At 62.1% G+C, this 22,887-nt stretch carries 25 protein-coding genes; 4 read left to right on the top strand and 21 right to left on the bottom strand.

Annotated features, from left to right (window positions below; translation table 11 throughout):
• Window positions 1–1,474: 1,474 nt before the first annotated feature.
• The gene (locus tag TSO5_RS26595) at window positions 1,475–1,843 is read right to left on the bottom strand and encodes a DUF4167 domain-containing protein (protein WP_246458211.1); all 369 of its coding nucleotides are present in this window, start codon (window positions 1,841–1,843) and stop codon (window positions 1,475–1,477) included.
• Window positions 1,844–2,416: 573 nt separating this feature from the next.
• On the opposite strand from TSO5_RS26595, the gene TSO5_RS26590 reads away from it, so the two are divergent.
• Window positions 2,417–2,890: a helix-turn-helix transcriptional regulator gene (locus tag TSO5_RS26590; RefSeq protein ID WP_109154439.1), complete on the top strand. Its 474-nt coding sequence runs from the start codon at window positions 2,417–2,419 to the stop codon at window positions 2,888–2,890.
• A 201-nt stretch (window positions 2,891–3,091) separates the two neighbouring features.
• Here TSO5_RS26590 and TSO5_RS26585 read toward each other — a convergent pair whose 3' ends face one another.
• The 19 genes from TSO5_RS26585 to TSO5_RS26495 form a co-directional block, all read right to left on the bottom strand.
• Window positions 3,092–3,601 (bottom strand): hypothetical protein, encoded by a 510-nt coding sequence (locus TSO5_RS26585; protein WP_109154438.1) that lies wholly within the window; start codon window positions 3,599–3,601, stop codon window positions 3,092–3,094.
• Window positions 3,602–3,774: 173 nt separating this feature from the next.
• Window positions 3,775–4,416, bottom strand: a complete 642-nt coding sequence (locus tag TSO5_RS26580) for an HNH endonuclease family protein (protein WP_109154437.1) — start codon at window positions 4,414–4,416, stop codon at window positions 3,775–3,777.
• Window positions 4,417–4,457: 41 nt separating this feature from the next.
• The gene (locus TSO5_RS26575; protein ID WP_109154436.1) at window positions 4,458–4,733 is read right to left on the bottom strand and encodes a hypothetical protein; all 276 of its coding nucleotides are present in this window, start codon (window positions 4,731–4,733) and stop codon (window positions 4,458–4,460) included.
• Between the two features lie 158 nt (window positions 4,734–4,891).
• On the bottom strand, window positions 4,892–5,362 hold the full coding sequence (locus TSO5_RS26570; RefSeq protein WP_146203841.1) for a hypothetical protein: 471 nt from the start codon (window positions 5,360–5,362) through the stop codon (window positions 4,892–4,894).
• Between the two features lie 68 nt (window positions 5,363–5,430).
• On the bottom strand, window positions 5,431–6,834 hold the full coding sequence (locus TSO5_RS26565) for a DEAD/DEAH box helicase family protein (RefSeq protein WP_109154434.1): 1,404 nt from the start codon (window positions 6,832–6,834) through the stop codon (window positions 5,431–5,433).
• A gap of 27 nt (window positions 6,835–6,861) precedes the next feature.
• On the bottom strand, window positions 6,862–7,041 hold the full coding sequence (locus tag TSO5_RS26560) for a hypothetical protein (RefSeq protein WP_109154433.1): 180 nt from the start codon (window positions 7,039–7,041) through the stop codon (window positions 6,862–6,864).
• 172 nt (window positions 7,042–7,213) lie between these two features.
• A complete protein-coding gene (locus TSO5_RS32410; RefSeq protein WP_136705929.1) occupies window positions 7,214–7,699 on the bottom strand; it encodes a hypothetical protein in 486 nt (161 codons plus the stop codon).
• A 109-nt stretch (window positions 7,700–7,808) separates the two neighbouring features.
• Window positions 7,809–8,261 carry a hypothetical protein gene (locus tag TSO5_RS26550; RefSeq protein ID WP_109154431.1) on the bottom strand — a complete coding sequence of 151 codons (453 nt, stop codon included), beginning with the start codon at window positions 8,259–8,261 and terminating at the stop codon, window positions 7,809–7,811.
• Window positions 8,262–8,328: 67 nt separating this feature from the next.
• Window positions 8,329–10,440: a ParB/RepB/Spo0J family partition protein gene (locus TSO5_RS26545; RefSeq protein WP_158282486.1), complete on the bottom strand. Its 2,112-nt coding sequence runs from the start codon at window positions 10,438–10,440 to the stop codon at window positions 8,329–8,331.
• Between the two features lie 410 nt (window positions 10,441–10,850).
• Window positions 10,851–11,480, bottom strand: a complete 630-nt coding sequence (locus TSO5_RS26540; RefSeq protein ID WP_109154429.1) for a hypothetical protein — start codon at window positions 11,478–11,480, stop codon at window positions 10,851–10,853.
• Between the two features lie 23 nt (window positions 11,481–11,503).
• Entirely contained in the window at window positions 11,504–11,977 is a 474-nt protein-coding gene (locus tag TSO5_RS26535; RefSeq protein ID WP_109154428.1) for a DUF411 domain-containing protein, read from the bottom strand.
• 172 nt (window positions 11,978–12,149) lie between these two features.
• On the bottom strand, window positions 12,150–13,292 hold the full coding sequence (locus TSO5_RS26530) for a hypothetical protein (protein ID WP_109154427.1): 1,143 nt from the start codon (window positions 13,290–13,292) through the stop codon (window positions 12,150–12,152).
• 355 nt (window positions 13,293–13,647) lie between these two features.
• Complete coding sequence (locus TSO5_RS26525; protein ID WP_109154426.1) at window positions 13,648–14,493, bottom strand: 3'-5' exonuclease; 846 nt, start codon at window positions 14,491–14,493, stop codon at window positions 13,648–13,650.
• Between the two features lie 114 nt (window positions 14,494–14,607).
• Complete coding sequence (locus TSO5_RS26520) at window positions 14,608–15,039, bottom strand: hypothetical protein (protein ID WP_109154425.1); 432 nt, start codon at window positions 15,037–15,039, stop codon at window positions 14,608–14,610.
• A complete protein-coding gene (locus TSO5_RS26515) occupies window positions 15,036–15,437 on the bottom strand; it encodes a hypothetical protein (protein ID WP_136705930.1) in 402 nt (133 codons plus the stop codon). Before TSO5_RS26515 ends, TSO5_RS26520 begins: the two co-directional genes overlap by 4 nt.
• 5 nt (window positions 15,438–15,442) lie before the next feature.
• Window positions 15,443–15,886, bottom strand: coding sequence for a hypothetical protein (locus tag TSO5_RS26510; RefSeq protein WP_109154423.1), 444 nt, complete (start codon window positions 15,884–15,886; stop codon window positions 15,443–15,445).
• An 89-nt stretch (window positions 15,887–15,975) separates the two neighbouring features.
• Complete coding sequence (locus TSO5_RS26505; protein WP_136705931.1) at window positions 15,976–16,338, bottom strand: hypothetical protein; 363 nt, start codon at window positions 16,336–16,338, stop codon at window positions 15,976–15,978.
• Between the two features lie 175 nt (window positions 16,339–16,513).
• A complete protein-coding gene (locus TSO5_RS26500) occupies window positions 16,514–17,098 on the bottom strand; it encodes a hypothetical protein (RefSeq protein ID WP_109154421.1) in 585 nt (194 codons plus the stop codon).
• A gap of 13 nt (window positions 17,099–17,111) precedes the next feature.
• Entirely contained in the window at window positions 17,112–17,630 is a 519-nt protein-coding gene (locus tag TSO5_RS26495; RefSeq protein WP_136705932.1) for a hypothetical protein, read from the bottom strand.
• Window positions 17,631–18,046: 416 nt separating this feature from the next.
• Between TSO5_RS26495 and TSO5_RS32405 the strand changes: the two genes are divergently transcribed.
• The 3 genes from TSO5_RS32405 (at window position 18,047) to TSO5_RS26485 (ending at window position 20,004) form a co-directional block, all read left to right on the top strand.
• A complete protein-coding gene (locus TSO5_RS32405) occupies window positions 18,047–18,448 on the top strand; it encodes a hypothetical protein (RefSeq protein ID WP_136705933.1) in 402 nt (133 codons plus the stop codon).
• Window positions 18,449–18,468: 20 nt separating this feature from the next.
• Complete coding sequence (locus TSO5_RS32400) at window positions 18,469–18,741, top strand: hypothetical protein (RefSeq protein ID WP_136705934.1); 273 nt, start codon at window positions 18,469–18,471, stop codon at window positions 18,739–18,741.
• A gap of 267 nt (window positions 18,742–19,008) precedes the next feature.
• Complete coding sequence (locus tag TSO5_RS26485; protein WP_158282485.1) at window positions 19,009–20,004, top strand: competence protein CoiA family protein; 996 nt, start codon at window positions 19,009–19,011, stop codon at window positions 20,002–20,004.
• A gap of 686 nt (window positions 20,005–20,690) precedes the next feature.
• Here the strand turns inward: TSO5_RS26485 and TSO5_RS26480 are convergent.
• A complete protein-coding gene (locus tag TSO5_RS26480) occupies window positions 20,691–21,527 on the bottom strand; it encodes a helix-turn-helix domain-containing protein (protein ID WP_109154417.1) in 837 nt (278 codons plus the stop codon).
• Between the last annotated feature and the right edge of the window lie 1,360 nt (window positions 21,528–22,887).

The following is a 22,887-nucleotide window of genomic DNA, read 5'->3' as shown; positions in this document are numbered from 1 at the left end:
CTTCATCGCCAGCGTCAAACTGCTCTCAAGACGGGTGGCCCGGACATAGCCACAGCCATGCCGATTCCGAGTCCGACTCTTAGAGGGCATTCAGACGCACAAAAGCTCCATCATAGCCATCAAGAACAAGGGTGACAGCGGCACCCGATGGCTGGACATGACGCTGGTTTAAGAGCGGCAGTCCCTGCGAGCGTTACTGCGGCGGCCCCAAAATGCCGCCATGGTTTTGTACCATTGACCACGCTGCAGGTGACCGCATGACTTTATCGTTCAACTTCAGCCATGGCAGACACATCCCGATATCCGGGCTGGCCCTACACTTGTTCGGGAACTGACGGACGCGACTGCAGCCACTGCTACACGCTTTGGCGTGTCTGGGGCGGCTCCAAGCCGTTCTTGCAGATGATCGACCCAGAACCGTCCACGGCGAACGAGGACACCCGCGACCGAACAGTGACGCATACTGAGAAATGGGGCAGGGCGGTGAGCTTTGGCGCGCTCTGCATGACGAAGCTGTCCGCTATCCAGTCCGCGCGCGCAGGCGTAATACGCCAGGCGGCCGACCCCATCCGACCTGACAAAAATTGCTAATTAGGCACCATCTCCCTGAGCGACGGCCTTGTGATTGCGGCACGAGGGAACACGGGGAGTTTTTGGGGCCGTCTCCTCTTCCTCGCCAGAAGGAAAGGGAAGGGAAGGGAAGAGGCCACCGCAGCTTTCCGGTCTTGGTACGACCGCGAACGAGGTTCCGATTGACCCGCAAGCCCGCGGTAACCGCTAAGTGACAGACGACATCCAGCCGCGTCCTTGAAACCGAGAAAAGTCGAGATGTCTCATGCCTGCCAAGCGTCCGCACCGCCCTTTCTGGTCGGCTTTTACCCGACGTCGGGTAAAACACAGCTTCGACGAGCCAGTGCGACTTTGAACCTGTCCGGTCGCACCTATGCGCGTGCGATGCTGCGCGGCTTAAGGCAGAGGGCGGTGCCGGGAGCAAACCGCGCCTCCCAGACCTCAGGTTTTTACCCGACGTCGGGTAAAACACCGCTTCGACGATCTATGAAGACCTATGAACTGTCGGGTGCAACTCATTGGCTTCGGGTTCAGCACTCAAAAGGACCTGGAGCGCGGGTACTGCCGGCTCGGCCATGGCTCCCGGCGGGCAGCACCGATTTTCAAGGCCGTTGATCCTGCTTCGGTAGCAATCGAACGTGACTTATTCAGCTATGAGGGCTGTCCGCTCGCAGGCTCACCGCTTGGCGACGCCCTTGAGAACACTGTCGGCACTGAAGGGCAGGGCGGACAAAAGCAGGTGGCCCCCCTGTCGGCTCGAAGTACGCAACGCAATGCTCTTGGATCACCTGGCACAATCAACTGCGTCGCGGTCGAACAGCATGTCGTCCATTTGGCGAGTGCCGTCTGCCGTGCTTTGCACTCTACACCCGGGCTATGCTGCCCCCGTTCTCCGCAGAGCCCCTCATTCCTGTCCTCGTGACACGCGAAAGAAATGCTCGGCGTATTGCCGACACAACTCTGCTTCGACCGCATCGCCACTACGCTCCGCGTCAGCTGCACGGGCAAGCCATTGAGCTTGTTTCTGCTGTGCCGTTCCATTCACTCGGCTCGCCGGCCGCACGCCGCCCTGAGAGAGGCTGCTCTGTGACCGTGCCTTGCCGAATGCAGGCCTCGAAAACTGCTTTCCCATGGGCTTTGAGACTGACATTCTGTTTGCGTCTTTCTGATCAGGTGCGCTTGAGCGTTTTGAAGGTGCCGACAGCATACCACCGCTTCCGCTGACCTGGGCAATCAACTGCCAAAGAGCCATCCAGCCGCTATTCGCCGTCATTCCTAGCCTCGTGGACTTTGACCCCGCGACTGACCAGCACCTTCTCTAGCGCATGCCCGACATCACCTTCCCGATCCTCTTCAATGCTGAGCATTGGGGACGATGCAGGCACAAAGCGCCGATGGCGAAACCGAGGCCCATTTCCTCAACATACTTCTTGGAAAGGGCTTTGGGCCGCTCCGAAGCGCTCTATCCATCGCCGCGCTAAAGCGATATCGCTCATTGACCCGTTAACAGATATCTCTTATTTTGGCCTCGACGACCAGTGGAGTGAAGCCATTGGCGACCTCCCCCGTCAGAAGCAATGAGTATGCACAGCACTGTGAAGCTGAGCCCTCTCGGCCCCATCTGTGAGTTCGGCAGTGTCGCCGCGCGCGGCTTCAAGGCCGCTTTGGAGGCGCATAACCGACTAGATTACTTCGGCCAGAAGGTAGCCTTCCCGGCCGGGTGGGCGATGATCCCAGGTAGTCCATCGCCCGGCGCCGTTCTGCTGAATCCGGCATGCCTTACCACAGCCCCAGTGTCACCTTTCCAAATGCCCACTGCAGCCGCTGCATAAGGAGTTCACCTACGATGAGCAACAATACCAAGCCGAAGCAGACCCGCGGCCGCAAGAAGCAGGGAGCCAACCCGATTGACGCGCATGTTGGGGCTCGCATCCGGTTACGTCGAACCCTTCTTGGTATGAGTCAGCAAAAACTCGGGGAGGCCATTGGTCTCACCTTTCAGCAGGTACAAAAATACGAGCGCGGGGCGAACCGCATCAGCGCGTCACGCCTATTCTATCTAACGCGCGTGCTTGATGTGCCCCTGTCCTTCTTCTTCGATGACATGCCGTCTCATGTTGCGGCGGCCCCGGTCGACGAAGACGGCGCAGCAGTGATCGGCGAGCACTCCGGCAGCGCCTACGAGCCGGATCCGATGGTCAAGCGCGAAACTCTGGAGCTGGTCCGTGCCTACTACACCATCAGCGACCTGTCCGTGCGCAGGAGCCTGATCGACTTGGCGAAGGCCCTAACGAGGTTGAGCTCTTCCGATCCCGGTTAAACTCAATGTCGTAACTACGCAGCGACGACCAAGAGCCCGCCGCGGATGACCTTCAGGCGATCACCGCCGGGCTCAAGGGAATTTCAAGATTTTGCTAGGGCGCCCGACCGGCACCGGCGCACGGGCAGCTTCCCGGTGCGGGTCGGCGACGCACAGCATCTCTGGCCAAGTGCGAGCGGCATCAAGGCACTCTTCCTAGGCTTAGCGCTCCGCGGTCCATGGCATGACGCCATGCAGGAGCGCATTAAGAGCCAGGGCACGGTCACGATAGATTGGCGCGGGCTTCCCATCCCGGCGCACGCCACGCGCCCAGTACGCAGGCGTTTCAACGCTGCTCAATCCAAGCATGGCCGCGATTTGCCGGAAGGGAACGGGCTTGCCCAATTCCAACTCCTGTCCCATTTCCGCCCGCCACCGCTCAAAATCCTCGGGCGGCATCACGCCTTTCTCCTCGTCCCACGCGAACGGCGGCAGTCCCTCCGCAAGCGCTGCACAAGCCAAGGACATGTAGGCGGGGATGGTCGTGGGCGTGTTCGTGCCACGCTTTGCGCCTCGCAGCATCTCGTCGATGCGGCTCATGCTGAGACCCAGTTCTTGCGCCGCCTTGGAGTGGGTCCACTGCATCGTGTGCAGCCACCAAACGAAGGCTTCACTGGTCATAATCGCCGCATTAACTGCTCTGGGCATCGTCGTGTCCGAAGTCGAGGTCATGTTTCCGACCGTTACCACGGACGGGCCTGAAGTCCCAGTGCGGGTGCGATCGGGCGGCATTATGCTGGTCATTCGATGTCCTTGTGCGACGCCCATCGATCCTGCGGTGCGGCCGGCGGGGGCCGTCTGGGCGCGCGCTGCTGAATCGCTCACTCGGGCCGGATGCCCTAAGATCAGCGATAGAGTTCTGATCCTGTGATAGGAGCCGTCGGGTTTGGGCTGCCCCCTCGGGAGACCGGCTGTTCGACCGGGCACGTATGGAGGACTGTCTGCAGTGCCTGGAGTTCCCGCTCATCGGCGGTGAGCTGCCACTTGTGCTTGATGTAGATCCAGCGCCGGACAAAGAAGCACCGTTCGGCCTCCCCTTCAGGCAGCCAAGCCTCGGGACCATAGGCGCCCTTTCGCTGATTTATCTCGCGACCGGTCACAACCAGGTTCTCCATGTCGTTGAAGAACCGATGTCGGACCGCGGTCTCCCACCGATACCCTCCGGAGTCGTGCGCTTCCTGAACTGGCACGACGTGATCGATGTCCGTGTTCTTGGGATCGGTAATTTCAGCCCCGGTCCAGGCATCCCGCCAGAGCCCCGCTACGACCTTGCAGTTTCGGAGCCTCGGCTGAACGAGCGAGGTGGCAGCCAGCACCGCGTGCCGCGTTGTCAGGCACCCTTCTACAGGCTCCCAATCGCCCCAAGCCTTGCGGTCATAGCCCTTGCGCATTTCGGCGGCCGCCGGCGGCAGTTGCTGGGCCGCTACCGGCTGGGCAGCGGCGGAGGCCACCATTGCGGCGGCGATGAGGATGGCGAAGCGGGGCATCGAGCGTGTCCGTGTCGATGGGACGAGAGGCGGGGCGGTAATCACGCGGAGAGGATTGGGAAGAGCTCGGCTTCGGTAGGCTCCGGGATTTCGCTCCACGGCCGTCCGATCCGAGGCGTCGCCTGCCAACCTTTGCTGCCATCCGGGAGCTTCTTAGGGTCGAACGGCTGAATCATCCCGGCTCTGGCCAGTTCATCGAAAGCCGCTAGGGCACGTGAGCTGATGAAGTGCGGGGGCTCGAAGGTTATGGTCGTCACGGCGCCCATTCCGAATAGGCGGTAAGCGACGACTTGGGCGTCTCTGGACAGCGTGCTCATGGTGTGATGGCTTCCTTCATCGGGTCGGTCAAATGAGGCGCGGAACGTACGAGACGATAACCCCCAGCCAGAACCCGAACAGAACGCCGAAGAGCATCTTGGTCCGGGTGTTCGGCTTGTTGTCGTTGGCGGGCGGCATGAGGTGTCTCCAGAGGGCGTTATGTGCAGTGACGGTTCTCGAAGTGCTGCGCCGGCCGATTGGTGGTTGGATCGAGGGCGGCCGCGCCGTTGAGCGACAACTGGATCACCGCAGTCTTCAGGCCGATCAGCCAGGGGTGCAGATTGCCGGACGGGCTGTCGATGCCGGCCAGCATCTCGTCGATGTAGGGAACCCGCATCAGCGTATCGGCAAAGGTCTGCGCCTGGTGGATATCCTCCCAGCAGGACAGCAGACGTCCGTTGTCGCGCCAGAACACAAGCCACCACGTTTCACCTGCGATCTCATGCAGGCACACACCCATCGGGCCGTGTCCAAACACGACGCGCGGATGGGCGGGACCATCGATGGTGGCGACGGTCACCGGGGTGTGATCGCGAACCCATTCGGCGGGGCAATGGATCACATTCTGTTCGATCTCGGCGAGGCTGGGGAAGGGCACTTTCGAATTTCTCATGGTCATGGCATCCATTATGACGGACTGGGCGCCGGCGGCGCGTCGGCGAAAGACGTCGGTTTTGACCGTCTTTCCCGACGGCTCTAGGCCGCGAGCCCCTTCTCCTTCGCTTGGTGGCGCACCCAGCCGCGGTGGTAGTTCTTGGCTCGGGCGATCCGTTCGAGGTCATCGACGGAGCTGGCGAGCCGCATCAACGTGCGATAGCCGCCGGTCTTGAGCTGATCGTCCGACATCGACGCGATCACCCTGCGCCGATTCACCTTGCCGTCACCGGGCACGGAGAGGGCCGCCAGTTTGCGCGCTGGCAAGGCCTCCCCGCACTCCTGACAGTGCTGTCGACGATCGTCGACACGCGTAACCCGAAAGCAGCTGCGACAGCGGTGAACGGGTGTGACGTCACGGTGCTCGTGGCCGCCGTCAAGAGACCATGCCCGCTCCTCGTCGAGCATGCCGTGCTCCAGGGTGTTGCCCACCATGTCGATTAGAATGCCCCTGACCTTTCCAACGGATGGCCGCGTGAACCGGCCGCCCTGCTGCTGGAAGAGTCCAGTGCTCTTGGTTGGGCGGAGCATGACCCCAACTTCGACATTTGGTACATCGGTGCCCTCGGAAACGAGCTCGCAGCTGGTCAGCGCCTGCAACGTTCCGTCGGCAAGCCCCTTAAGCCGGGCGATGCGCACTTCCTCCGGCATCTTTCCGTCCACCGGCGCCGCCGCGTACCCAGCCTTCGTGAGTTGCTCCGCAACGTGGACGCAATGGGCGCGGCTGACGCAGAAGAAGATCGTGGGGCGACCGGAGGCGAGGCGAGCGTACTGTTGCACAGCAGGCTCGGTGACGTCCGGGTTGTTCAGAATGCGTTCCAATTCCGACGTCGAATAGTCGCCACAGCTGATCCGGACGCTGCGGAGATCCAGGTGAAGGGGCGGGGCATAGATGTCGACAGGGACGAGGTATGCCTGCTCGGTAAGCCAGGACATGCTCGGCCCCTCGACCGCCGTATCGAACACGAGTCCAAGCCCGGTGCCGTCTGCCCGAAACGGCGTCGCTGTCACACCGAGACGCAGGGCTCGATCCAAGGCATCGAAGACCCGCATGTACTTTCCGCAGACGGCGTGATGCGCTTCATCGACGATAACGAGCCTAATCTTCGTCAGGAACGGCGCATAGTTGTCCAGACGCGACGCCAGCGTGTCGATGGAAGCGACATAGACATCCTCCTGCGCCAGCATGCGGCCGGGATAGATCAGCCCGTGCGGCAGCCGCAGGCGATGCAGCGTCTGAGACGCCTGGCTCAGAAGTTCCCACCGGTGGGTCAGGATCAAGGTCGGCCAGCCAGCCCCCGACACGATCTCCGCGACCTCCACAAATGTGGTGGTCTTGCCACCGCCCGTCGGCAAGACGTAAAGCGGGTGGCGGCGCTGCCGGAGGACACGCAGGATCTTCTCGCGATCCTCGACCTGGTAGGGACGAAGTTGACGACGGCTCATGTTTGCCTCAGACGCGCATCGCGGCGATCAGGCCGCAGCAAGGTGGCGGCCACGCTTACCGGTAGCGTGGGCCTGGGTGATGCAGTTGATCGCGTTCATGGTCGCATCACCGCCCATTGTGCAGATCAGATCGGCGTTGCTTTTGCGCCCATAGACCTCGATGTTCCCCACCGGGAAGCGGTCGGTCTGAATGACGATAGGGATCATGGCCCACCCTGTGCGACTTAGGTCTCTTGACGACCACGTTAATCGTACAGAGCGCATTATTCAAGAGATGATGACTCACCAGGGCAAAATACTAATCTTTCTTTATTGTCGCACCCCGACAATTATCTGCGGCGTCCGACTCTAACAATCACGAAGTGGCGGCAGTCACTTCTTACACACCCACGTCTTCCACACATTGGTCGATTTGGGTGCCGCCCCCATCCGGCAGTGCCTCGGCAGCTGTCCCGGCCCCGAGCGAACGGGTCAGCTCCCTGAGGACGCGGCGGTCCTCAGGCCGGAGCTGGCGGGAGAGAAGCAGAAGCTCGCGTTCATGGTCTTCCAGCCAAGGCAGAAACAGCGCCAATGGAGCCACAGGACCAGTATGCGGATCGGGAGCTGGGCAAGGGTCATGGCCTGTGAAGGTCCGCAACCCAAGCTGAGTGCGCTCGTCCCCCGGACCGGGGCTCAGCGCACGTTCGGCCGTCATCCAGGTTCCCCGGCAACTGGCACAGGTACGCTTGCGGCGGATGCTGTTGTCGGACTGGGTGCGGGTCTCGGTGACACCGTTGAGCGTGCTGCCGCAGCGTGGGCAAGCCATCGCGCTAGGCTTTGCTCGTCCGCTTATCTTGGCGATGGTTGTGTTGCTGCCAGCGGCCATGGTCGGCTCCCGTGTGAAGTCACGGGCTGGAAGTGTAGCGATTCATCCGCCGACCCGTCCCACTCGAAAGACGTCGGTTTCCGTCGCCTTTCGCGCGCACATCGCGAAGTCAGCCCTCACCCTCCCGCTGGCTGTCAATCACGGCAAAGCTGTCCATGCTGCTGTCGTTGTCGGAGATGCGAGTAGACCAGTCGTCCATGCGGGCAATCCGTTCAGCCTTTCGCTCGGCCTCCGCAGCACTGCACGCGTGCACGCAATAATCCGCGCCGATGCTGGCGCGAACCCGGACGATATAGGGCACCGGATTACCTTCTGCTTCAATCTTCTCCATGCCGGAGTCGGTGTCGGACAATGGAACACCGACGTGCTGAACATCTGCGGCGATGGCTTGCCGGTACCCTGCCAGACGCTGGCATAGGCGTTCGATCTCGGTATCGTCGAGGGAGCCCTCCGGATGGTCGAACTCGCTTTCGTCGGGCACTGCCGAGCTGGTCTTGAGGAATTGCAGCAGGACCAGAAGGCTGGCCGCTTCCTTGTCGGAGATCGTGATCTGGGTGTCCATGTCGGCATTCTCGCTTTCGGGCTGGCGGGGGAGGGCGCGCGACGCGTGGTCACGCGCGCCACTCAGATCAGGCGGCTTCCTCGTTCGCGCCGGTCACCAAGCTGCCTTCTTCCTCCGCGGCAGCGAACGCCATTCCGGGCGGCAGCCACTGCTGGATGCCAGCCACCATATCCTGCGGGATCGGAGCATCGGCGGCGGCGGCGACAGGACCAAGTTCCGAGAGCATGATGGCGTCGGGCGATCCAAACCAACGGTCGAGCGTGCTGACCATCTGGGCCTTCTTGGCGGGGGCGAGTGTCTGCACCCCCTTGCCGACCACGGCCACTTCGTCCAGCACGAACCCCTTCGACACGCGCGACCAGAACTCCGGCGCGGTTGGCCTCCATGTGCGAGCCGGATCGCATCCGATCTCGGTGCCGATATGCTCAACCACGTCATCCCGCTTTCCGCCATGCTCGGACAAGCTGACGCTGATCGTCTGCGCGAACAGCACGGCCAGGACCGCATCCTTGTCCGCATCGGACAGGCTGTGGATCGTCTGAAACAGCGGCAACGCTTCACGCCCGCTGTAGCCGTCCTCCGGTTCGATCATGCTCTTGAAGGCGTTAAGCATTTTGGCGAGGGCAGCACCAGCGGGCGTCTCGCCCATCTTCACCACGCTCCCCGAGAGCCGCTCAAAATGCCCCGACAGGTTCGATGCCGCCGCCATGTTGCAGCGCATGGAGAGCTTCACCCATAGCGTATAGATCAGATAGCTCTTCGCGTACTGCGGTTCCTGCGCAAGAGCCAGCTGGAAGGCTTGAGTTCGGTGAGCCTCCAGGTCTGTGACCAGAGCCGCCGTATACGGCCCTCGCGCAGGCTTGCTCGCGCATCTATCGGAACAGGTCTGCATGAGCGTGCCAGCGGACGCCGCTTTCGCGGCCTCGCCTTCACCAGCCGCGTCCGGAGCGATGTAGCCCTCGCGCAGATCGAAGTCGCCGTCGCTGCCGATCAGCACGAAGACCCCAGCCTTGGCTCTCAGTTCGGCGCTGTAGAACCGCCCCTTCGACGCATCGATCCTGGCAATCAGGCGCTTGAGTTCGGCCATGCGGTCGAGGTCTTCCTGCGGAATCTCGGGAGCGTCCTCGTCGCCCTCATCGAAACCGTCCTCGTAGTCCCCCTCATCTTCGTCGTCCTCCAACTCTGCATCATCCTCCACGGATGCAGCGCCGCCGGGCCTGCCGACCGTGAGTTCCGGGTGATAGCGGGAGAGGATCTCGTTGTGCGCAACGACCAGAGCCAAGCGCTCGTCTTCCTGATCGGCCGTGAGTTGACGTTCCTGGTCCGGTCGAGTGCTCCGCATCGACGCGAACACCGCATGATCGTATTCCAGCATCGGCTTCGCCCATGCCCAGCCTTCGGCGACCAGCCGGTCGCACTCCCGCCGCAGTTTTTCGGTGGCAATCTCCAAGGCGGCGGTGCGGTCGTCCAGATAAGTCCCATCCTCCTTGAACAGGTCCTCGGTGACGGGCAGGCCCTTCGCCACGTAGTCCGCGCGAACAAAGGTCCCGAGCTTGGATGTCACCGGCACCCGCTCTTGCGCCAACTCTTTCCGGATATGGTACGGGTGCAGCGAATGAGACTGCTTGAGCGCGTCGTAAACACGCTCCTGGATGGCATGATCGTCCGACAACGTGAACGCCTCGCACACGTCCTTGTCGATCTTGCCGTCACGGAACAGGTCCAGCAAACGTGGGCTAAGCCGCCCCAGTTTCAGACGCTGTTGGACCGCACGCACCGGGAGTCCGAAGCGGATGGCAATGTTCTCAGCTGTCTTGCCCTGCTCCAAAAGCGCGGCAAACGCACGGTACTCGTCCACAGGCGTCATATTCACTCGCTGGACATTCTCCGCAAGCGACACCTCTTCGGCCTCGTCAGCCTCCCGAACCGCGCAATCGACGGCGTAAGTCCCGTCGATCTCGCCTTTGGTCCGCAGGAGTTCCAGAGCGGCCAGACGCCGCCCGCCGCCAACGACTTCAAAGGTGTCGTCGTCGGCCTCGGTCGGAATGACGATCAGGTTCTGGAGCAAACCCCGCGCCTTGATATCAGCCGCCATAGACTGGACATCAGCAAACGGATAGGTCTTCCGAACGTTACGGTCCGACCGGCGGAGATTTGAAAGGGCAATCGACTTTATCATGGTATGTGTTCCTGCTGTAGTGCGTTGGGGAAACGCGATGCACAGGGACAAATACATCGTACAGAGCGCATAAGAGCAAGCGCAAAAATGCGATACTCAAATCTTTTTTCTATCGTCTAGGTCGAATATTTGTCAACGCCCCGACGTCAGAAGCAGACGACAGAGATCCTCACCGTCTCTTTTAGAAAATGGCGTTCCCCAAAAAATATTCAGTGAGTGTCGGCTCATGCGGTGCCGGGTATTGAAATTAAATACCGTTTCTGGCGGCCAGCACACAGCCAAAACAATGGGCAATGAACGCCCTCGTCTGCTCCGGGTAAGCGCGCCGCAAAAGGAGTGAGGACGGCGAAGCCTCCCGCGCCGTCCTCTTCCCGTTTTGCGACTTCAACACTGCGCCCCCCTGGATGGGATCACCCCGGTGCAATTGAGATCACCGCGCCACGGATCACTCCGCTGATTTCGAACGGATAGGTTCCCGCCAGAGGATAGATCTCCTGATCGTATCCGACGACTATTGTCCCGCTCAGACGTGCGACGCGCAGCGTGTTCGAACCGGGTTTCCGGTCGGCGCGCTCAATCTCAATGAGTGCGGTTTCACCCTCGGCCAGAACAACGGGTACTGGGAGCGCCGGTCGCCAGTCGCGCCTCGTCCTGACAAGACCGTCCCCGACCGGCACGTTCACCACGCCGCCCACGATTAGGATGCGCGAGTAGGCGCTTGCGATCGGGTTGCTGGGAACCGGCACCGGAACGGGGTAGGGGACCGCACCACCCCAAGGCCCCAGCATCGGCCCCGCGAACACTCCGCCAGCATTGAGCCGCGCCATGTAAGCCGCCCGCTCCTGGCGCCGGGCGGCAAGCTCCTCTGCACGGCGGCGCTCCTCGGCCGTATCCAGTTCCGCCTGTTTGCTGCGCGCCTCAAGCTGCTGTTCGGCCGACAACGCCTTGAACTCGGACTCCGACATGCCCAACGGATACCGAGCGCACGCCGCCACCCCCAGGAGGGCGAAGGGAACGGCAACGAGCTGGATCAGCCTCATGAGAACAGCGCCTCCCGTACGGATCAATGCCATTCCCACACGGCAGGATCGGCGCCATCGGCAAAGATCACGACCGCATAGGTTTCCTTCCTCCCGCCCATTTCCATACCCGGCGCCCCCATGGGCATGTTGGGCACCGCGATGCCTCGGGCATCGGGTCGCTCGGTCAGCAAGCGCTTCACGGAACTGGGCGGGACGTGCCCCTCAAGCACATAACCGTCAATCGTGGCGGAATGGCACGACCAGAGGGAGTCAGGCAGGCCAAGTTCAGCCTTCTTGCGCGCGAGATCGTCGACCATGACGACAGTCGGATGGAACCCCTCGGCCTCCATCCGCTTCACCCAGGCGCCGCAGCATCCGCAGGACGCGTCCCGATAGACCCGCAGCTCAGGGACGCTGGCGGCGGCGAGCGGCTGTATGGCGACTGGTACGACGACGCCGGTAGCGGCGAGAGCGAGGGCTCCACGAAGGAAGCTGCGGCGTTCGACATGGATCATGGTGCACCTGTTGAATGGGCCGTTTCCGTTGCCGGGAGATTAAACCGGCAAGGGTGACGCTCTCGCCTTAGAGAGACGCTGATTATCGTCGCCTTTCCGCTGTGTCGTCGGACTTGGACAGCCGGCGAAATGCCCGAACGGGGGTGCGGCCGCGGCTTTTTTGCGGGCACGGTCAGGCAGCCAAGGGGAGGGCGCAGGCCGCATCCAGGCCCTGGTCTGCAGCGTCCGTATCGTCCAGGAGGTCGGTTGCCCACCCCAGAATCAGGTTTTCGGTGATCTGGTCGTGTTCCATTTCTCCGTCCTCGATGAGCTGACGGATTTCCTCCTTCGCCCGCTCGATGCAGGCCTCGAAATCGTTCTTTGGCGCCGCGGCGACGGAAGCAAGGAGTGGAAGGGCCTCCTGGAACACGAACCCGCCCTTCTTCAGCCGTCGGGTCTGGCGGTTCATCCAACCGGTCATCACCTCGGCGCAGTATGCGTCCGTTTTCTTGAAATCGGGATCCGCTATAGGTGCTTGCGGCTCCAGGCCGGGCAACGGAAGAGCGATCTGAGCCTTATCGGTCTTGCGCCCGCCATGAGTGCCACGCCGGCGATGGAAGGCCTCCCAACGCGCCGTCTTACCCCAAGCTTGGCTATCGACCGAGATGACCCTCGGGTGCTCACGGCACAGCTCCATGGCCTCTCCGTGCAATCCGAAGAGGTGAACCCGACAGTTGGCCGGTAACCAACGATCCAGATGCGAGAGGATTTGGAGAACGCCATTCGGGCCGTGCGGCTGCCGTCGGCAAAAGGAGCCGATTCCGACGACCGAGTGCTCCGAGAGCCACGGCATGCGCTCGATGCAGCGCCCGTAGTCCGCGGCGTGCCAGCCCTGCACCACAGGAGCAAAGCGGGCGATGGAGCCCGCCTCGATGGCTAGGTTTCGGCAGAGCACGTTGAGGCGCACTGTGCGGGAGATCCGGTCATGAACCTCAGTAGTCGAGCCGGCCACTTCCGGCTCGACGCAATAGTCCATGCTATAGAAGCGCACTACCGGCAGGGAGCTGGCGAAGGTGATGTACTCCTGCGGCCCCCAAGGCCAGCCCGAGTATTGCTTCATGGCCGAGTAACCGCCACTGTCAAGCTGAAGGTTCATCCCGCTTGCATTGGCGAAGGTGCTTCCGTCGAAGCCGTCGAAGTATGGAATGCCCAGATCGTCCTTTCGGTACACCGCAAATGCGTTAGCGCTGACAAGCACCGGAACGCCAAGTTCACGAGCGCGGGAAAGGAGCGGCCCTTTGCGAAGATGAGGCAAGCCTAAGATCATCTCGACCATGATTGGTGACTCAGTGCATTGGGGGAACGCACTAAGAATATCGTACAGAGCGCGCGCTCACAATAAAAACGTGGCTCGTTAGCCACCCGTTCATTGAAATTTACGGGGCAGATTATTGTTCAACTCTGACAGTGGCCGGCACTATTCCAAAGTCCGAATAGTACATTGACACCAGCTTTGCATCGGCGACCGGTATGCTCAACGCGTTCAGGCAAACCGCCCGCCGTGCCTCTTCGGTTCTGACAGTAACGGGAACCGCTGCCACAGCTCGACCAAGCCGGCACTTTCACCGTACTCCCGAGATATGAGGCAGATGGCGAACGCGCCGCGTTCGGATAGCACAAGCAAGCTCTAATCAGATCACTTCAGTAGAAGTGGTGGTGAGAACGTCGCTGCTTTCGAGGTGAGGCCGGTCAACGAAGGCCTGACGTGGCACCGGGACATGCATCGGATAGGGTCGCTTCGAGGCCTGCCAGCGGTCCAGAAATTCGCCAAGGTGTGGCCGCGTGCTTCTCTCTCGCGAAAGGCAGTCCACCAAGCTGTCGATGCTCGCGTTGTGGCCCGCCGGGTCCGTTCGTCCAGTGAGCAGCGCCCATCGAATGTAGGCGATGTAGAGGTTCAACGTGTCCGTCTCGCAGTACGCCCGCACCTTCTCGACCTCTCCGCGCGCCATCATGTCGGCGACTTCCGATCCATGGCCGAACCCAGCTTTCCCAGGCAACCCAAGCATGTTCGAAATGTCCTGCAGGCCGATCCGCTGTCCAGCGCCGTAGTCGGACACCTGCTCCATTAGATCGCAATGCCAGTCTGGCTGGTAACGCTGCCCGTAGTTGGTCCATTTGTCTCCCGACTGGAACCACGCGGCTGCCTGGATGCCGTACAGCATCGCCCGGAGCCGCAGCACTGGGAGGTCAAACCCACGCCCGTTCCAGGAGATGACACGCGGACGCACCTTGCCGAAGCGCTGCCAGAACCCCCGAAGGATGCGCTCTTCATCATAATCGAGATCTCCGCCCGATCGGCAGCTCCGGATCAGGTAACGCTCAACGCCGGAGCTACGATCGATCTCCGCCTCGACAAACGACACGGCGACAATGCGGTGACAGTGATGCGGCGGAAACTTCTCGGCCGGCCAGTCCGCCGGGATGATCTCGGCGTCGGGGATCGTCTCAATATCAAGGGCGAGGAGCGTGTCGTGCATGGTAAAACCCCCGGGAGGAGCTGGGGAGTGTGCGTTGCGAGCCTGTGACCCTGCAACGGCAAAGATTGAGCCCGGTGCCGGTCTGTCTTAGCCGACGACTGCTCTCGACCAGGATCAGAGAACACGCCCATGACCGCCGCAGGCCGGGCATCCCTCACGAACCGAGCGAAGGCCGGTTTCAGGGTCGCCGGGACCACATTCCAAGCAGCCGTGCGTGCGCCGCCAGATGACTGTCACCTCGTCCTCGATCTCTGTTAGTGCGGCACGGAATTCGGCCAGCGTAAAAGGTAAGGCGAGAAGCCGCTCAGGCGGCGCCACATCGATCCCCTCGACGTTACTGCCCAGCCGGACCCCTGTTACCCGGTAAGCGGTCTCAGCACGCACCATGGCAATCCACGCGCCGCAGGCCGTCTGGTCGTAGACAAACCTCGACAGCGCATCTTGGGTCGCGTCGATACCCAGCACGCGTGCCAAGTCGTGGATCGTGGTAAGGCGCTCGGCGTCGGCCGCCGTTGTCTCGCCCGGACGATAGGAGGGAATGGTCATGAGGATGCCTCCGGTGCAGGTTGGCCCAACAGCGCCCAGAAAGGGTGTTCGGGCTCAGGCATGGAAACGTGATTGGAACGGCGCGTCGCCCAGTGCATATAGCTGGCAAGGCACGCTCGCAGCTTCTGCTCCATGACAGGCGTCCACAGCAACGCATGCTCCTTGGCCCACATCCACGCGCCGGCCTCGCTGCACAAGCGGGTCTGAGACTGCCAGGGGCCGAGGATGTGGCCGACTTCGTGTAGCGCCACAGCATAAGTGGCCGCCGACTTCACCGGACGGATCTTCACCCGCCGTTCCTTGCGGAAGGCGCGGCCGCCGCGGGAATGCCCCTCGATCACGATCTCATGCGTTTCGCAGAGATGCGCGATATGGGCGGCCATCTGGGCGACGGTCACCCTGCTCACGCCGCGAGCGCCCCGATGCTCTTGGTCTGGCGCTGGTGAGCGGTGAGATCGAGGCCGATTGCCACCGTATCGGCCGCCCGTTCGAGAATGTCATCGGTGATGACCTGGAGAGCTCGCCGCAGCGCGGGGAAGGGGCCCCGGAGTCCGTCTTCGACAACTGCCACTTCGGCGTCCGCTGGAGCCTGTCGGGTGGCGGGAGTGTAGCGCACGGCGTCGACGGCCCAGAGCACGGCGGGAGCGCCATCGTGCTCGCCAAGGTGGGGGCGCACGTAGATGTGGCCGTCAATGCTGATCTGGAGGCTGGGCTCGGCGCCGCCAAAGTCCTCGACGTTCACCGAGGTTCTGGTCAGGCCGATCACGACCAGCCCGGCCCGGAGGTGCGGCGTGAGGGCCTCTAAGTCGGACTTCGACGGCAGGGACGGGGGGAGAGTGGCGCTCACAGTGTCCTCGTTGCGGGCCGCTCCTTGGCAGCCCTGTTGGGTGATGGGAAGGGTGTCGCGTTACGTCTGATCGTCGGACCCGCCAGACGTCACCGTCCGGGCTTTCCGCCGTCGTCATGAATCGCGTTCGGATCGATACCCAGGACCCGGCAGGCCAAGCGGCGTAGAGCGCTCTTCGGGGACCGATGTGCAGGCTCGTGGAACATCCCGCAGGAAAAGGACCCGTTTGCGTTCTCGCGGATCACGCCAACGCACGCGCGGCCAAAGATGATGTGCCAGGAGCGATCTTCCTCTTCGACCATGCGGAAGGCCTGCGCACGCATGATCTGTTGGGTCAGTTCGTGCCCTCGCGGCATCCGGTTCCGACGCGTGTGGTTGGCCTGGATCTCGATGTATTTGTCGGCCACCCGAAAGTGATCCCGATACGACGGGTGGTGATGCTCGCCACGCATGGCGTCGTCCTTCTTGCGCGGGATAGGGGAGGGGAAGGGACGGCAAGACATGCTCACCGTCCCAACTGCTCAACCGGGAAACGTTACCCGATGGCCCGCACGCAGGCGTCCACGCACGGCAGATCACGTTCACGCGCGGCGTTGATGAGGCAGCTGAGATCAATGATCCTCGCCATTATGCTGCCTCCCGCTCGAAGCCATCCGCCGCATCGGAGAACAGCGCCCAGGTGGATGTGATGTCGCCACCATCGGGTCCGGTCACGTAGACCGACACCCCATCGTCGGCACGCTTAACGGTCACGGTCAGGCGGTCAGCCTGTACTTGGACAGCAGCATTGGGCTCGTTCAGCACGCAATGCCGGCGGGCTTCGTCTTCCACCGGCCCGCGCTTGCCAAGCGTGGCACCGATCATTTCGCGAAATCCGTCCAGTAGCTCCCACACCGCCGCCGTGTCCGTGTACTGGACCGCACCACACAGATCCGAAAAGGCAGCGATCCGGCCTTCCATTTCCAACAGCAGGTCCCGCATGGCGGGTGCTTGGGCGAACGTCGCAGCCAACGCTTTAGGTGACAGGCCGAGGGCCTTCATCACGGTGGCATCCCCGCCCAGCGGCACATAGGCGAAGAGGTTGCCGGGATGGCCTCCCTCCTTGAACATGGCCTCCGACACGTCGCCGACGGCAAGACATGTGGCTTCCGAAGTCGGGTCACCTGCGATAAGGCCGATCGTGGTCATGTGATGAGCGTGCAGCGTCTTCATCGCTCTCTCCCGCTCAAGCAGCCAGCAAGATCGCCTGGGCGCCGACATCGGACGCGGCGGGCGACGGTGCATCGGTGAGCGGTGGCAGACCTTCCTCGACCAACCGAAGTTCCGCCAGCAGCGCCTCGAAGCGCCCTTCGGCAATTGCCTGCTCAATGTCCCGATAGGCGGCGGTCACCTTGCCGCGCTGGGTCGCCTTGTGGGCGATGATCTTGGCCCCGTCGAACAGGATCGCTTGCCCATCCGCCTCATACTTGGCATCGGACGTGCGCTTGTAGGCAACGCCGTGCGAGCGCAGGAACGCCTCCAGCGTTTGGAACTCGCCGTTCGCCGCTTCATCGTCACAAAGGCGGAGCGTCTCGCCCAAACGGATCGTCTCGTCAATCAGGGTGAGGACTTCCTCCTGCAGAAGCGGTCCCTCTCCATACTCAAGCCCGACGCCCTGCTCGGCCACGACGCGAGCCAGAGACTCACGAAGAAAATGGGGAAGCGGACCACCGATCATGATCGCAGCAGCCATGTATTCTGACATGATGCACCTCGCAATTGGACCCGTCCGATGGGGAGGTCGGCGGGTTAGCGCAGTTTCCGGCGCCGAATAGGCCTACAATATGTGCGCTTTGTACGATTTTCAAGAATTAAATCAGACCAACTTACGCTATTTTGGTCTTCGCCAATGTACCGTGCCGTGCCTCCCCTTAATTATTTTAACTTTTACTTCGCGTCCTGGTAAGACATTGGAAGTGAGGCACTCTTGCCGCCCGATAATGATCAAGACCGGGCGTTTACGCATTACCGATCCGGAGCCGCGCGAGAAACGATAGAAAGCGATGTCTTTCACATGCGCGCGTTACCACCGCCTTTTGGTAGCTTGAACAGTCCGCTGCGAATGATGGTGCCGGCGTCCGGCCTCGACGTTGGTGGACGATAGAGAGGGATACCCGACCAATGGGACACACCCCATTCGCCGCCAGCGAGCGCTTGGCCCTGACCCACATGCGAATTGACCATCGAGCGGAGGTGGCGTGCGCCCGGATCGCTCGTCTCTTCGGAGGTCACTATGAAGGCGCTCAGCCCGCACACATCGTCGGTACGATAAGCAATCATCTCGGCGGAGATCTCGCCGTAGCACGGGTTCCCGAAGGCTATCCCGGAACCTGCGCGATGTTCTACAGCGGCCGATCTGGAACCAACTGCGCTGTTTTCCCGACCTATAGCGAGGCCGCTATTGCTGCTCGGATGGCGATTGACCCGACAATCGGCGGCTATGGCGAGGTGATACTCGACGCGGGGATCACGGCGCCGACGGACGCTATGTTTTTCATATCGGCCGCGCATTGGTTGAACTGACACATGGACAGGAATTCGGCATGACCAATCCCATTCTGCCGCCCCACTTTCATAACGAGGCGCCAGTTGTTCGGATCAAGAGCGGTCCTGATTGGGTTGATGTGCGACTTGACGACGACGGCCGCCTGTTTCTAGTCGCATACAACCTTGGTCCGGACGCCGACGCCGACGAAGCCCGGATGTTTGCGGATGAATTACGCCACGGGCCGAAGGGAATAATGGCTGGGCTGGATGACGCCGGCCCATGGGTGGACGAACACGGTGAGCCCATTCCCGGACAGTTCTCCGATTGATTTGAAGCGAGCATGCACCGGCGGACGTGTCTCTTCGTCGGCCGTGAGGATCAGGCCCGCATAGGTCATCAGCGTAGTGCTTTTCGATGGGCAGTTGGCATGGCGGCCGCATCACGGCCAGTCGACTAACCGGCACGCGCCCTAGCTTTGAAGTCTCCGGTCGAAGTGTTGGTGATCCCTTTGCCCAGCACTCTGCTTCAGGATAGACTCCCAGCTATGCCCCTCCTCGCCTTCTCCACCGCTGGCGCTCGGTTCCCTGCCTGGTCCATGACCGACGCGGAGTGGGACGCGCTTAAAGCCACCTACCGGGAGCTTGGCCTAGCGGCCAGCTGCTGCTCCACCCCTGTCGTGCCAGTGATCAGTTCGCGCGGCTGGCGGTTTTTTCGTCACGCTCCCGGTACCAGCTGCGAACACCGAGAGTCACCTGAGCATATAGTCGCGAAGACGCTTGCCGCACGCGCAGCCGAAGCGCTCGGCCTGACCGTGACGACGGAAGCACGCGGACCTGATGGCCGCTGGCGGGCTGATGTCCTCGTGCAACATCCGGTGCGAGGGTGGAGCGTCGCTATTGAGATCCAGATGTCTCGCTGTGCCTTGGACGAGATCGAGCGCCGGCAAGCAGCCTACGCTGCCGACGGCGTGCGCGGCGCGTGGTTGATCGGCTTCAGCCTGCCGGACTACGAGCCCAATCGTGATCTGCCGCTATTCCACCTGGTTCCGCTGCGTGACGGGATCCTGGCACCATGGGTTGACCATGGCGATGGCCGGCAGACCTCCATCAGCGACTTCGTGACGTTGTTGCTGAGCCGTCGGGTGCGTTTGCCCGAGCCTGCCGCGCACACCCTATCGCTGTCGGCGGTTGCCTCCCCATCAAACTGCTGGAAGTGCTTTCAGAACCAAATGCTGCTGGTGAGCTTTGTGAACGCCCCCCTTGGCATTTTTGCCCCCAAGGGATGGCTCCTGGCAAAGGACCTGGCAAAGGTACCGGAAATCTATGCTGCCTACCGGCAGGCCGTGCCGATGCTTTTGCGGTCCGTTCCAGACTTGTCGGTGCTCCGCCCACCAAGGCACGCGGATGCAAAGCCCGAGCTCCAGGGCTACTGCCCGGCGTGCGATGCGCCGCAATCCCTCCACCGATTGAATCAGGCTCTGCTGGACCCGGCGCATCAGCGTTGCTGGTCGTTGTCGGATGGTCAGGAGTGGTCTCTGCAGGAGCGGGTTCGGCCGCGCTGGGAATGGCCGAACACACCGGAGCCGATATAGCCGCGGACAGACGCTGGAAGCTGCCCGTGGTGTTCGGCTGCGCACCGCCCGCCTCTATCTCCGTGTCGCAGTTGGACGATGGAGCCGGTGCCGAAGCCGGGGTCGCGACACTGCCCGGCCACTTGCCTTCGGCCACCAGCCGGGCCTTCATCTCGTCAAACCGAGCGATCTCTGCGACGCGCTCGGCCCGTCGGCGCTCATCCAGCGCGGTGCGCTCGGCGGTCGTCAGGCGCCTTGGAGCTGCGATCTGCGACGGCATCTCCAGACAGCGACGCAAGCGGTCGCGCTGCTGACGGGCTTGGCCGACCAGCCGCTCGCACATCGCACGGATCTCGCCAGGGTAGGGCGCCCGTCGGTTATCCGGGGTGCGGCGCCATATCCGGCACGCTTCCTCGACGGCCCACAGGGGATACTCCTCGATGTCCTCGCCCCACTGGCCTGCGATATCTTCCTCCATCTCCAGAGCCCGGTCCGGCTGCCGATAGTAGGAGAGCAGCACGGCAACGGCGCGCATGGCGCGGGCGTTGGTTTCCCAATCCTGCGGACGCAGGTATTCGTCGAACGCCGCCATTGCCTCTTCAGCGGCTGTGCGCTCGGCCGCCGGGACTGGGCTGGCTCGCCAGGCCTTCTCGGTGGTCCCGAGAAACTCAAACCGGTGATGTGCTCCGTCCTTCGGACTTGCCGGTTCAGCTGAGGTGAGGGAAACCTGCTCGGCGCGCAAGAGCCGCTCGAGCCCAGGCGTCAAAGCGGGCTTGGCCGGCAGCCGCTGGAACGGCACCACCTCGCCTCGCCGCTCGCCGATCGGTGTCGTAGACGGATGCGGGGCCCGGGGCAGCATGATTGGCGGAACGGTCATGGCGCTTGATCTCCTTCCTGATCCAGCAGCGGAAGATGGACGAGGGGTCGGGCAGGGGCTGGCCGCGGTAGTGGCCGACGAACTTCTGGGCGACGTTCGCCACGTCTTCCGAACTCAAATCCGGGCGAGCTGTGGTGGCAAAGGACAGGTCGGCATGCGAAGGGGTCCAGCCGTCGTCTAGCGGGTCTGGCGGCGTTGGGACGGTCCGGTTCGCTGTGCCGTCATCACCAAGATCGGTGTCTCCCTCCAGCGCGCTCGCGCGCCCAAGAGAGAGAGATTCTTGATGGAGATGTTCGGGGTGTTCTGTGTCGCCGTCGGCAACAGTGGTTGGCACCTCGTCGACAGCATGGTGGAGGCTGCCCAAGAAGCCGTCCAACAGCGTCTCGTGTCCGGGGAGCTGGTAGGTGCAGACCCGGATCTTCGGATTCGGATGTTGGCCCTTCACAACCAGCCCCAAGCTGACGAGCCTCGCCAGCACGCTGTTCGCCGTCGAGCGGTTGATCTTCAGCGTGGTCGCAATTGTGGTCTGCGACGGCCAGGACAGCCCGGTGCGGTCTGCATGGATGGACAGGACCGTTAGGACGCCAAGCTCAAGGACTCCGACATCGGGATGGTTGAGGTAACGTGCGGGCACAAGCCCCACCCTCTGCTTGGAAGCGTGTTCCATGCAGTTGCTCCAATTCTATAAAAGTACGGCAATAGACCATCGTGCCCAAAGTCGCTAAACTTGGGTGAACGGCACTGCCGAACTTCGAATTCTGTTTGATGCGAAAGGCCCCACGCGGGAGCCCGACATTACATTTCGACGTTCATGGTCACTTCTTCCTTCCGGACTAAACGGCTGTCCAACGATTCACACAGAACGACGTGGATCGAATCCGCCATTATGGCCTCCGATCCGTCACCGTGACGTGGAGGGGGGCATAACGGCTGAGTGTTGCTTGCCATGATGCTCCAAGGCACGTCACGGTGACGCAGCGTGGAGCGTGATGGCGGGACTTTGGCCGCACCAGTATGCTCCACACGGTGTCACCCCCAGCGACTCACGCGGATTCGTGGCTTCTGCTAAGGTGCGAGTGAGTCATCTCGCCATTATGCCCCATGCGACGTCACCCACGGCAGGAGCCATCTGCTCGGCTTTTACAGCGGCAATGGTGAATGGAGACTGGACGTTATGCGCCAAACCGCAGTGTGGTGACGCCTAAGAGGCTATGATGGCGACGTTGTGGGCGATCCTGTCTTACGTTTCGACGTGGTGACGGAGCGGGGGGCATAATGGCGGCACTTTCGGACACCCTGCGCCAGATCGTGATGGGGACGACGCATTGGTGGCCATGATGACGTAGCGGACCAGTCCTGGGCTCCGCGCCACTTCTGGGGGGCATTGGCGCCTTCGGGCCAGTCGGTAGCCAGGACGTGCCTGCCGAGTCTGCCGACCCAAGTCGTGCTAGGACACCCGCTACAGCAGCTGGAAAACTCAGCCTCCGGCACAATAAGTGGCGCTTCGCAAGCACTGCGATACATGAGAAAGACGTCGATTTTCGGCGTCTTTACCCCGTATCGCTGAGCTTGCTTCGTGTGTATCGTCTCGGCGACCAAATTGAGTTTTAGAAGGCCAAGCGACGTTCCCACGGAATGTGGCCTACGCTGAGGAGGTTGCTGGAGTCAGGCTGAAGGAAGCGTCAGCCCCAAGGGTACGGTGATCATTCGGTGAACCATCATGGCCTCTAACACGTCACCGTGACGTGGTCGGGGCCATAATGGCGGACCCCCGTTGCGCGATATGCCATTATAGCCCCCAGCACGTCACCGTGACGCAGCGGAGGCTATGCTGGCGCGACTCAAGTCTGCATTTATAGCCTCCGCCGCGTCACGGTGACGTGCTGGAGGCTATGGTGGCGCGTTTGTCTCCGCGCAGCGTGGCGGGCATAGTCTCTAGATCGCGACCGCTGAGTTGTCGGTCGCGGTTGTGGGCCATTATGGCCTCTGCTGCGTCACCATGACGTGCCTGAGGCTGTATTGGCGCG

The organism is Azospirillum sp. TSO5, from assembly GCF_003116065.1.
Classification (GTDB): Bacteria; Pseudomonadota; Alphaproteobacteria; order Azospirillales; family Azospirillaceae; genus Azospirillum.
The sequence above is the reverse complement of the archived record's forward strand: the minus strand, read 5'-3'. Positions and strand labels throughout refer to the sequence as shown.

Excerpts from the sequence above, each read along its gene's own strand:
- TSO5_RS26525 (WP_109154426.1), bottom strand. The coding sequence starts at position 14,493 with ATGCACGACACGCTCCTCGCCCTTGATATTGAGACGATCCCCGACGCC.
- TSO5_RS26585 (WP_109154438.1), bottom strand. The coding sequence starts at position 3,601 with ATGACCTCGACTTCGGACACGACGATGCCCAGAGCAGTTAATGCGGCG.
- TSO5_RS26485 (WP_158282485.1), top strand. The coding sequence starts at position 19,009 with ATGACCGACGCGGAGTGGGACGCGCTTAAAGCCACCTACCGGGAGCTT.
- TSO5_RS26540 (WP_109154429.1), bottom strand. The coding sequence starts at position 11,480 with ATGAGGCTGATCCAGCTCGTTGCCGTTCCCTTCGCCCTCCTGGGGGTG.
- TSO5_RS26545 (WP_158282486.1), bottom strand. The coding sequence starts at position 10,440 with ATGATAAAGTCGATTGCCCTTTCAAATCTCCGCCGGTCGGACCGTAAC.
- TSO5_RS26590 (WP_109154439.1), top strand. The coding sequence starts at position 2,417 with ATGAGCAACAATACCAAGCCGAAGCAGACCCGCGGCCGCAAGAAGCAG.
- TSO5_RS26480 (WP_109154417.1), bottom strand. The coding sequence starts at position 21,527 with ATGGAACACGCTTCCAAGCAGAGGGTGGGGCTTGTGCCCGCACGTTAC.
- TSO5_RS26535 (WP_109154428.1), bottom strand. The coding sequence starts at position 11,977 with ATGATCCATGTCGAACGCCGCAGCTTCCTTCGTGGAGCCCTCGCTCTC.
- TSO5_RS26560 (WP_109154433.1), bottom strand. The coding sequence starts at position 7,041 with ATGATCCCTATCGTCATTCAGACCGACCGCTTCCCGGTGGGGAACATC.
- TSO5_RS32400 (WP_136705934.1), top strand. The coding sequence starts at position 18,469 with ATGACCAATCCCATTCTGCCGCCCCACTTTCATAACGAGGCGCCAGTT.
- TSO5_RS26530 (WP_109154427.1), bottom strand. The coding sequence starts at position 13,292 with ATGGTCGAGATGATCTTAGGCTTGCCTCATCTTCGCAAAGGGCCGCTC.
- TSO5_RS26495 (WP_136705932.1), bottom strand. The coding sequence starts at position 17,630 with ATGTCAGAATACATGGCTGCTGCGATCATGATCGGTGGTCCGCTTCCC.
- TSO5_RS32405 (WP_136705933.1), top strand. The coding sequence starts at position 18,047 with ATGGGACACACCCCATTCGCCGCCAGCGAGCGCTTGGCCCTGACCCAC.
- TSO5_RS26565 (WP_109154434.1), bottom strand. The coding sequence starts at position 6,834 with ATGAGCCGTCGTCAACTTCGTCCCTACCAGGTCGAGGATCGCGAGAAG.
- TSO5_RS26505 (WP_136705931.1), bottom strand. The coding sequence starts at position 16,338 with ATGCGTGGCGAGCATCACCACCCGTCGTATCGGGATCACTTTCGGGTG.
- TSO5_RS26595 (WP_246458211.1), bottom strand. The coding sequence starts at position 1,843 with ATGACGGCGAATAGCGGCTGGATGGCTCTTTGGCAGTTGATTGCCCAG.
- TSO5_RS26580 (WP_109154437.1), bottom strand. The coding sequence starts at position 4,416 with ATGCCCCGCTTCGCCATCCTCATCGCCGCCGCAATGGTGGCCTCCGCC.
- TSO5_RS26520 (WP_109154425.1), bottom strand. The coding sequence starts at position 15,039 with ATGACCATTCCCTCCTATCGTCCGGGCGAGACAACGGCGGCCGACGCC.
- TSO5_RS26550 (WP_109154431.1), bottom strand. The coding sequence starts at position 8,261 with ATGGACACCCAGATCACGATCTCCGACAAGGAAGCGGCCAGCCTTCTG.
- TSO5_RS26570 (WP_146203841.1), bottom strand. The coding sequence starts at position 5,362 with ATGGATGCCATGACCATGAGAAATTCGAAAGTGCCCTTCCCCAGCCTC.
- TSO5_RS26575 (WP_109154436.1), bottom strand. The coding sequence starts at position 4,733 with ATGAGCACGCTGTCCAGAGACGCCCAAGTCGTCGCTTACCGCCTATTC.
- TSO5_RS32410 (WP_136705929.1), bottom strand. The coding sequence starts at position 7,699 with ATGGCCGCTGGCAGCAACACAACCATCGCCAAGATAAGCGGACGAGCA.
- TSO5_RS26500 (WP_109154421.1), bottom strand. The coding sequence starts at position 17,098 with ATGAAGACGCTGCACGCTCATCACATGACCACGATCGGCCTTATCGCA.